Consider the following 8210-nt stretch of genomic DNA (forward strand, 5'->3'; position numbering starts at 1 on the left):
CCTTCAATCTTATGTGAACAACTGTAAAGCTTTGTATGCAAAATGGATAGAATATCCTACTAAAATAATACCTGCTCCGGCTGTTATATAGCCAAGTGCTTTTTGCTTTAATAAAGTTCTGCCAAAATGGACAGAAAAAGCAATATTTAAATTCCATAAAATAATACCAACGATAATACAAAGGCTGTACAAAAAGGCTTCTTGTTTCGTTACCTTGGTAAGCAATGAGCTAAGTGTACTTCCGTATATACCAAACCAAAAAACAAGATTTAATGGATTGGATATCGCAATTAAAAAACCTGCCATAAACGATTGTTTAAGGCCACCTACCTCTTCTTTTTTATATTCCATATTCGAGTGGAAGATTCCTTGTTTTACACTTTGAAATCCTAAATAAAATAACAAGAAAAACCCTGTACAATACATAAAAGCTTGTACATATGTATACATAAATACAGAAGATAAACCGAAATAGATGAGAAGCATAAACAAAATATCTGCAGTCATTCCACCAATTCCAACAACCCATGCATGCCAAAAACCTCGTTCAATTCCTCGTTTTAACATTTCAATATTAATCGGACCTACTGGTGCAGCTAATGAAATACCTAATACAATTTGTTGTATAATCGCTCCAAACATAGCTCTATCCTTTCTACTTCCTTTACTATTAAGTAATGATGTAATGTTTAAAAATAGACTAGCTTTCATCAAAATATTTACTACTAAAATACCCTTTTTTATCCAAAATATGCAAAAGAGCCATCCCGATGATGGCTCTTACTTTTCTATCCTATGAAGAAAAGGGCATTTTCCTTTTATCGGCTCTACATCGTCTCCTATGAAGTATTGTTTCCATTCACGATGATCCGGATCACCATAATGACTAATGTTAGGATGTTTCGGCAACTGATCCCACTTTTCAACTCGCTCCCGGACCGTTTGTCTTGAATATGCTCCTTTAGGGCGATCCCCTTCTAATCCATCAAAGATAGTCCGTGGCTGAAACCCAATAACGAGAGAATTCCCTAAATGCCTAGTTTTTCGTTGTTTATAAGCTGGCGCATTTCCAAATGCGAATATCGGTTCCCCACCAAATGAAAATTCCCATAAGTAATGGTCTGGGTCTTCAGGAATTTGCTTCGGCCATGTTTGATTATCGTTTTCATGTAAATATTGTAGTACTTTCCAAAAGTAATCACGATAATATTCAAGTGATTGTTCTTCACATTCCGGCTCTACAAAAAGAAAAAAGCCTCTTCTTACAATTGGCCGCTCTTTCATTAACTCTAAAAAAGATAACATTGTATGTGGCAAATGACTCCAATCATTATGAGAAAGAAATGAATAACGAAGTTCATTCTTTTTCAAAGCTGTTAAGCCGAAATAGCACGGGAAAGTTGGTTCTAGCACGACACTCGAAAAATTTTGAAATTCTTTTGTAACCCAATTTGGTATGTCAGTTCTCGTTCTCATTCCTTCATTATCTAATAAATAAGACTCATTCATTCTTTCACCTCATTATGTATAGCATTCAATTAAGAATATTACATACTCGGCCTGTCCTATACCTATTTAAAAATTCGGCTGAAAAATTATTTAAAAATACAAAAAAATAAAATCGCTTACTTGACTAATTTCTACCAATTCGTGTATATTTAAATTAATCATTTAGCAGAATATTCAAGATTATAGCATTTTTAGTTTATCTTATCTTTTAAATGAATTTCACTAAATGAAAAAAGCAAATGTTTTTAGGAGGAATTGTAACATGCAAGGAAAAGTAAAATGGTTTAACAACGAAAAAGGTTTTGGATTTATCGAAATGGAAGGCGCTGACGATGTATTCGTACATTTCTCTGCTATTCAAGGTGACGGCTACAAAGCTTTAGAAGAAGGCCAAGAAGTATCTTTCGATATCACTGAAGGAAACCGCGGACCTCAAGCTGCTAACGTAGTAAAACTTTAATCCAACATATGACAGGAGGTTACCTTACTTGGTAACCTCCTTTGTTATTCCTTTGTATATTTCCGTTTTACAGAGCAAAAACTATGTGAAATGCGCAATATACAAAGGAGGAAGTAATAATGGGATCAGAAGTAAATGATTTTGAAGAAGTGAAATTCCGTGTAGAAACAGCACAAAAAATGGTAGGATCAGCGACAATTTCAATGGATCCAGATACATTAGAGCATGCTACTACTGCTGTAGAAGAAGCTCGCTCTCAGCTTGAAATTATGAAATCTGTTGCGACAGATTTAGACGAGCCCTTTCTAATGAATGAGGAAAAGAAATTAAGCAAGTGCGAGCATCAATTAAATGAAGCGAAGCATTAAAAAAACATCCAGAGAATGTTCTCTGGATGTTTTTTATGACAACTGTTCTCCATACTTTTTCAATGTTTCTCCAACTGTACATTGACGTATACAAAATGAATGGGCGTAATATTTACTATTTGTCTTCCGATTATGTTCTCGCAAAAAACACCCTTCACAATATGTTTCTAATAAGTCATTTACCTCTGTAATGAGTTGCTTTTTATCCACCGTTGCACCTCTCTATTCGGTTATTTCTTTATGACTATCGATAACTGTTCCTTCTAATGCTTGCGTTGCTAATTGATGTGCTTCTTTATTTTGTTTTCTAGATATTGGCTCACATACAAGTTTTAATTTCATTTGCTTCGCTTTTTGCTCAATTTGGTCTAAATAATGATTTAAATGCTCATCATAGCAAGGCCATTCCCCGGCCAATTGTTGTAATACCACTTGAGAATCACCGCGAAGTGTAACTGCTTCATACTTAATGCCTAATTCCTCGAGTATATTCATACCGTATAATAATGACGCATATTCCGCTTCATTATTATCATATATACCTTCTATATATGCATTACGGCGAATTCGGTATTTTGTATTTCCTTTTTTATAGTATACACATATACCTACTCCAGCTTCTTTCGTCTGTACATCATAGCCGCCATCAAAATAAACGAGTATTTCTTGGGGTTCTTCCTCCACTTGTTTGCTCAGCTTCTTCATTTCCTTTAATGACCATTCTGCATCCATTTCATCGTAAAATAATAATTCTTTCACTCTTCCTGTTTTCTCGAAATCCTCCGCAAATTGCAATACATCTTCTATGTTCATATAATCTGTCGTTAATTCCGTCTGCAAACCGCTTTTTGTTTTATACAACCAATGAATTTTATATTTCATACTAGATTCCCCTTATGTAAGACTTCTTATATGTATCCAGCTAATGAAAGCCTCACTTTATTTTATTATATTGTATCAAGAGTCGAAGAATTATATTCAATATTATCACATGCAAAAAGAGCTATCCCTATAGGAATAGCTCTTTCATCTATTGCATAAATCTTTCAAATCGTACTCGCTTATTAATCCAGTACATTACAGGCATACCGATCGCCATGACAACAAATTCACCGACTGCACATGTTAACCAAGACAACATAAACGGTAAACCCAATGCAAGATGAAGTTCAATTGCAATCATAAACATTGTAATTGTAAAAATAACTGTATTAAAAATCATACGAGCCCAAACACCTTTAATAAATCGCATAGATATAATCGTTGCAACTAGCGCCAGAATAGATTGCCCTACTCCAAATACTAAATCGTAAGCGATCATAGGTGAGAAAAAGAGATTCGTTAAAAATACACCTAATACAATTCCGTAAATTGCTTTCTTATTAAATACAACAAGATGATTAAACATCTCTGAAATACGAAATTGTACATTCGTAAAGCCAAATGGCTGAATAAGCATAGAAACAGCAATATATAATGCCGCTAAAATACCATTACCGACTAATGTTCTAATATTCATGACAAAATCTCCTTAGTTTTTTTACGTGGGATGGTTTCGAACCACGTTATTCGTTTTTTAAGCAACAAGATTATATTCTACGCAATACACACTCTTTCGTCAATAGATTCCTATCATGAACTACCTTTTTTCTTTTAGACAACGTATAATAAAACATATGAAAGATTTAGGAGGTTTCACTTCATGACAGCAACAATTCAAAATGAAAAAGTGATCGTTTCCATTTCTGACAAAGGTGCAGAATTACAAAGCGTTCGCTTAAAAGAAGATAACACTGAATACTTATGGCAAGGCGATTCTACTTATTGGGGGCGCCGCGCACCAATTTTATTCCCAATTGTCGGCCGATTAGTAGATAATACATACTACGTAGATGGTAAACCATATTCTTTAACACAACACGGCTTTGCTCGTGATCTTACATTCTCTGTACAAGAACAAAGTGAAACGAAAATCACTTATATTGTAACTAGTAATGAAGAAACATTAAAAAAATACCCATACGAATTTGAATTACTCGTTTCTTATGAGCTAGACGGACAAATCGTCCATGTAACATATGAAGTACATAACCCTGCTTCAAAAGAGATGTTCTTCTCAATCGGAGCACATCCTGGTTTCAACTTCCCCTTATTAGAGGGCGAATCATTTACAGATTATCATTTAGCATTTAATGGTTCTGAACGCTTAGAAACAAGCGTATTAGAAGGACCTTATCTTTCAAGTAAAAAGCAATTAATCGCTGAAAATACGAATGAATTACCACTTACATACGATTTATTTAAAAATGATGCGCTTATTTTTGAAAATATGAATACGGATGAAATCTCTATTCGTTCTCATAAACATGATAAATTTGTAAAAGTAGAATTTGACGGATTCCCATTTGTCGGCGTATGGACACCAGGCGAGAACGCACCTTTCTTATGTATTGAACCTTGGTACGGAATTGCTGATGAAATAAATCCAGCAAAAGATTTTAAGGAAAAAAAAGGAATTCAATCTTTACAAGCGAATGAAACATTTACATGTCGTTATAGTATTACAATCGGCTAAGTTACTCTATCCCCTACTTCAAAGAAACATTTAAGTAGGGGATCATCTTATCATTTGGAGGTTTCACATTTTGATTGAAGTATATATTGATGGTGCATCAAAAGGAAATCCTGGTCCTTCTGGTGCAGGGGTGTTTATTAAAGGGGTGCAACCAGCTGTACAATTATCATTGCCCCTTGGGACAATGTCCAATCATGAAGCAGAGTACCACGCTTTACTTGCGGCATTAAAATATTGCACGGAGCATAATTATAACATTGTCTCATTTCGTACAGATTCGCAACTTGTTGAGCGAGCTGTTGAAAAAGAATACGCAAAAAATAAAATGTTTGCACCACTATTAGAGGAAGCACTGCAGTACATAAAAAGTTTCGATCTCTTTTTTATTAAGTGGATTCCAAGTAGTCAAAATAAAGTCGCTGATGAATTAGCTAGAAAAGCTATCTTACAAAATTAACGGGGGTATGGGTGTGAAAAAAGATTGGGTTGCTCCTCTTGCTTTATTATTTGTCTCTTTTATTTGGGGAGCTACGTTTGTTGTCGTTCAAAATGCAATGTCTTTCGTTGGTCCATTTACTTTTAATGGTATTCGCTTTTTATTCGCCGGAATTATTTTATTATTCGTTCAACTGATTTTCTCAAAAAAAACTTCAAAACAAGATATAAAACAGAGTAACCTCGCTGGATTAATCGTTGGATTCTTTTTATGTGTTGGCTATGTATTACAAACATTCGGCTTACTTTATACAACTTCTTCAAAAGCTGGGTTCTTAACAGGGCTTAGTATCGTTATGGTACCAATTTTGTCTTTTATCTTTTTAAAACAAAAAGCTACCCTTTTTATCGTAATTGGCATTGCTGTAGCAACAGCAGGATTATACTTATTAACGGCGGGTGATTCTTTTCAATTAAACATTGGAGATATACTCGTTCTCGGCTGTGCAGTAGCTTTTGCTGCCCATATTCTTGTTAACGGCTTCTTCTCTAAGAAAATATCACCTTTATTACTAAGCACATCACAAGTATTAGCCGTCGGTATGTTTTCTTCTATTTGCGCCTTTTTGTTTGAAGATTGGGAAAAATTATTTTCAGTAGCACTATGGACGAATTCTTCCTTTTTATTCGCCCTATTTCTAACTTCCTTATTCGCGACATCCATTGCTTTTTTCATCCAAACATCAGCACAAAAACATACTTCTCCAACGAGAGTAGCAATTATTTTCGCAATGGAGCCCGTATTTGCTGCATTAACAGGCGTTCTCGTTGCAAACGAACAACTTTCTATTTCTGCTATTATCGGATGCCTATGTATTTTCCTAGGCATGGTTTTTGTTGAATTACCTTCCAAAACAAAAAAAGAAGCGCAGGCTGCGTGAAGTTACCCTTGTAACTTCCGCATAAAAGCCTTAGCGCTTTTTTTATCTGTAATTTCTTCTTCTTTCAATCGTTCTAATAACGCAACAAAATAACTCCCATCAAACTGTAATTGATGTTTAATTGTCGCTTCTATTGCCGCGTTCACAATTCCATCAGACGCACCAGTATATCCTTGTCCGAACATAATAAATCCTTGTGCTTCCTCTGATAATTTAAATCCTTTCGTATGTAAGAATGAAAGATAATCTTCTACTGTTTGCATGTTATTCCCACCTACTCAAAAATTCTCCATCTCCTATCATACATGTTTTTACACGCTAAGAGAATGAAATTTATTTGACAACTTTGTAAATCTATCGTCTACTTCGCTTGCAATGAAGGATTTCCCATCAATCTAACGGAATATGTACAGTGGAACTTATTTCATATTAAAGGGGAGACACGATGAAACAAGCACTATTAATTATCGATGCTCAGCAAGAATTAATGGATGGAAATGAGCAAGAAAATGAGGTTTTTCGTAAAACCGAGCTATTATCTACATTAAATACAGCTGTACAGAAAGCAATAGATTCTAATGCTCTTATTATTTTCGTAAGAGATATCGATGTTGCTTCTGGTAGTGGCGTGGGCTTTGAAGTACATAATCAAATTCAAGTACCTCAGTCTGCGACCCTTATTAATAAAGCAGCAACCAATTCATTCTATGGCACTTCTTTACTTGAACTTTTAAAAGAAGAAAATATTAATCATATTGTTATTGGTGGATGTAAAACAGAACATTGTATTGACACTGCTGTTAGAACAGCAACTGTACAAGGCTTTGACGTCACATTAATTAAAAACGGTCATTCAACCACTGATTCTAACGTGTTGTCTGCAGAGCAAATTATTGGTCATCACAATAAAATTTTACATGGGCATTATAACGTTGATCATTTTTCAGTTGTTAGAGATGTCGAAGAAGACCTTTTTCAACCTATTCATGATCAATATCGTGATTAAATTAACTGTAAAAAAGAATCCTTTTCACGAAAGGATTCTTTTTTACCCAAAAATTTGTGCTGCAATACTATAGAGCCCATTATTCCTTTTTAATAATTGATCACTATTTCTCATCATAATTGGTGGTGTATTAACCTTTTTAAAACCAGCAACCTCTAATTCTTTCATAAAATTGTTCTTTCCTTTTGGTACATCAATTCTCAATTTACCATTATGATCTCTTGCTAAATGATGAACAATTCGCATTGCCATCGCATCATTTTTAGCAACGACTGGTCCTATTATTTTATTTTCTGGTGTTTGTACGCTTAAACCATATCCTAGTACATTTTGTTCCTTACCCTTCACAACGATACACTGTTCACTTTGTATAATTCTTTTCTTTAAAAACTCTTTTCTATTTGTTCCAAATGCATATTCATCTATTTTTATTATTTCTTCTAAATTCCCCTCTTCATAATCCATCATATATTCTTCATTTCCTGCATATTTATGATTCGCATTGTATGAGTTACATATGTATTTAGAAACATCGCTCACTGCCCTGAACCCTAACTTTTCGTATAAAGGCTTTCCCTCATCCGTAGCAATAAGCATAATTGGAGTTCGAGTTGATACGCTTTTAACGCATGAATCCGTTATTACCTTTCCAATTCCTCTTCCTTTATAATCTGGATGTACAATTACCATTCCGATAGACGCTAACGTCTCTCCATATAATATAATTGCAGCGCTCGCAATAAGTTCCTTCCTCTCATTCCACACACCGTATACAATACCTGAATTAAAAATCGTTTCGATTTCTTCTCTATTATAATCCCAGCCAATATAAGAAGATAATGCTACAATATCGCCTATTTGTTCGTCCCTAAGACGCTCCACCTTAATTTCCAATTCAAGCATACTTCATCCCCTT

At 34.5% G+C, this 8210-nt stretch carries 13 protein-coding genes and 1 riboswitch; of the genes, 6 read left to right on the forward strand and 7 right to left on the reverse strand.

Annotated elements, in window-relative coordinates; genetic code table 11:
* Positions 1-9: 9 nt before the first annotated feature.
* Positions 10-642, reverse strand: a complete 633-nt coding sequence (locus QCI44_RS20105) for a LysE family transporter (RefSeq protein ID WP_016088566.1) — start codon at positions 640-642, stop codon at positions 10-12.
* Positions 643-780: 138 nt separating this feature from the next.
* Positions 781-1509 (reverse strand): YqcI/YcgG family protein, encoded by a 729-nt coding sequence (locus QCI44_RS20110; RefSeq protein ID WP_016134041.1) that lies wholly within the window; start codon positions 1507-1509, stop codon positions 781-783.
* Between the two features lie 262 nt (positions 1510-1771).
* On the opposite strand from QCI44_RS20110, the gene cspB reads away from it, so the two are divergent.
* Entirely contained in the window at positions 1772-1969 is a 198-nt protein-coding gene (gene cspB / locus QCI44_RS20115) for a cold shock-like protein CspB (protein ID WP_001161731.1), read from the forward strand.
* Between the two features lie 119 nt (positions 1970-2088).
* On the forward strand, positions 2089-2337 hold the full coding sequence (locus QCI44_RS20120; RefSeq protein ID WP_016088568.1) for a DUF2564 family protein: 249 nt from the start codon (positions 2089-2091) through the stop codon (positions 2335-2337).
* Between the two features lie 33 nt (positions 2338-2370).
* Here QCI44_RS20120 and QCI44_RS20125 read toward each other — a convergent pair whose 3' ends face one another.
* The 3 genes from QCI44_RS20125 to QCI44_RS20135 all read right to left on the reverse strand — a co-directional run bounded on the left by QCI44_RS20125 (position 2371) and on the right by QCI44_RS20135 (position 3856).
* On the reverse strand, positions 2371-2547 hold the full coding sequence (locus QCI44_RS20125) for a zinc-finger domain-containing protein (RefSeq protein WP_000358801.1): 177 nt from the start codon (positions 2545-2547) through the stop codon (positions 2371-2373).
* A 12-nt stretch (positions 2548-2559) separates the two neighbouring features.
* Positions 2560-3219, reverse strand: a complete 660-nt coding sequence (locus QCI44_RS20130; protein ID WP_016088569.1) for a ribonuclease H family protein — start codon at positions 3217-3219, stop codon at positions 2560-2562.
* 148 nt (positions 3220-3367) lie between these two features.
* The gene (locus QCI44_RS20135) at positions 3368-3856 is read right to left on the reverse strand and encodes a QueT transporter family protein (protein ID WP_016088570.1); all 489 of its coding nucleotides are present in this window, start codon (positions 3854-3856) and stop codon (positions 3368-3370) included.
* Between the two features lie 6 nt (positions 3857-3862).
* A riboswitch (PreQ1 riboswitch) is annotated at positions 3863-3907 on the reverse strand.
* A 132-nt stretch (positions 3908-4039) separates the two neighbouring features.
* Between QCI44_RS20135 and QCI44_RS20140 the strand changes: the two genes are divergently transcribed.
* The 3 genes from QCI44_RS20140 to QCI44_RS20150 all read left to right on the forward strand — a co-directional run bounded on the left by QCI44_RS20140 (position 4040) and on the right by QCI44_RS20150 (position 6288).
* On the forward strand, positions 4040-4912 hold the full coding sequence (locus QCI44_RS20140; protein WP_098404961.1) for an aldose 1-epimerase family protein: 873 nt from the start codon (positions 4040-4042) through the stop codon (positions 4910-4912).
* 70 nt (positions 4913-4982) lie between these two features.
* Entirely contained in the window at positions 4983-5369 is a 387-nt protein-coding gene (locus QCI44_RS20145; protein ID WP_000573873.1) for a reverse transcriptase-like protein, read from the forward strand.
* A 13-nt stretch (positions 5370-5382) separates the two neighbouring features.
* On the forward strand, positions 5383-6288 hold the full coding sequence (locus QCI44_RS20150; RefSeq protein ID WP_353811418.1) for a DMT family transporter: 906 nt from the start codon (positions 5383-5385) through the stop codon (positions 6286-6288).
* A 2-nt stretch (positions 6289-6290) separates the two neighbouring features.
* Here QCI44_RS20150 and QCI44_RS20155 read toward each other — a convergent pair whose 3' ends face one another.
* Positions 6291-6551 (reverse strand): DUF6123 family protein, encoded by a 261-nt coding sequence (locus QCI44_RS20155; protein ID WP_088083520.1) that lies wholly within the window; start codon positions 6549-6551, stop codon positions 6291-6293.
* 182 nt (positions 6552-6733) lie between these two features.
* On the opposite strand from QCI44_RS20155, the gene QCI44_RS20160 reads away from it, so the two are divergent.
* A complete protein-coding gene (locus QCI44_RS20160; RefSeq protein WP_098505906.1) occupies positions 6734-7294 on the forward strand; it encodes a cysteine hydrolase family protein in 561 nt (186 codons plus the stop codon).
* A gap of 42 nt (positions 7295-7336) precedes the next feature.
* Here the strand turns inward: QCI44_RS20160 and QCI44_RS20165 are convergent, their stop codons facing one another.
* The gene (locus tag QCI44_RS20165) at positions 7337-8197 is read right to left on the reverse strand and encodes a GNAT family N-acetyltransferase (RefSeq protein WP_016088574.1); all 861 of its coding nucleotides are present in this window, start codon (positions 8195-8197) and stop codon (positions 7337-7339) included.
* Between the last annotated feature and the right edge of the window lie 13 nt (positions 8198-8210).

Origin of the sequence: Bacillus cereus group sp. RP37, assembly GCF_040459695.1 — a bacterium.
Taxonomy (GTDB): Bacteria; Bacillota; Bacilli; order Bacillales; family Bacillaceae_G; genus Bacillus_A.

What these genes read in the sequence shown, in the direction of transcription:
- QCI44_RS20110 (WP_016134041.1), bottom strand. Translation starts at nt 1,509, where the DNA reads ATGAATGAGTCTTATTTATTAGATAATGAAGGAATGAGAACGAGAACT.
- QCI44_RS20120 (WP_016088568.1), top strand. Translation starts at nt 2,089, where the DNA reads ATGGGATCAGAAGTAAATGATTTTGAAGAAGTGAAATTCCGTGTAGAA.
- QCI44_RS20105 (WP_016088566.1), bottom strand. Translation starts at nt 642, where the DNA reads ATGTTTGGAGCGATTATACAACAAATTGTATTAGGTATTTCATTAGCT.
- QCI44_RS20140 (WP_098404961.1), top strand. Translation starts at nt 4,040, where the DNA reads ATGACAGCAACAATTCAAAATGAAAAAGTGATCGTTTCCATTTCTGAC.
- QCI44_RS20135 (WP_016088570.1), bottom strand. Translation starts at nt 3,856, where the DNA reads ATGAATATTAGAACATTAGTCGGTAATGGTATTTTAGCGGCATTATAT.
- cspB (WP_001161731.1), top strand. Translation starts at nt 1,772, where the DNA reads ATGCAAGGAAAAGTAAAATGGTTTAACAACGAAAAAGGTTTTGGATTT.
- QCI44_RS20130 (WP_016088569.1), bottom strand. Translation starts at nt 3,219, where the DNA reads ATGAAATATAAAATTCATTGGTTGTATAAAACAAAAAGCGGTTTGCAG.
- QCI44_RS20160 (WP_098505906.1), top strand. Translation starts at nt 6,734, where the DNA reads ATGAAACAAGCACTATTAATTATCGATGCTCAGCAAGAATTAATGGAT.
- QCI44_RS20155 (WP_088083520.1), bottom strand. Translation starts at nt 6,551, where the DNA reads ATGCAAACAGTAGAAGATTATCTTTCATTCTTACATACGAAAGGATTT.
- QCI44_RS20165 (WP_016088574.1), bottom strand. Translation starts at nt 8,197, where the DNA reads ATGCTTGAATTGGAAATTAAGGTGGAGCGTCTTAGGGACGAACAAATA.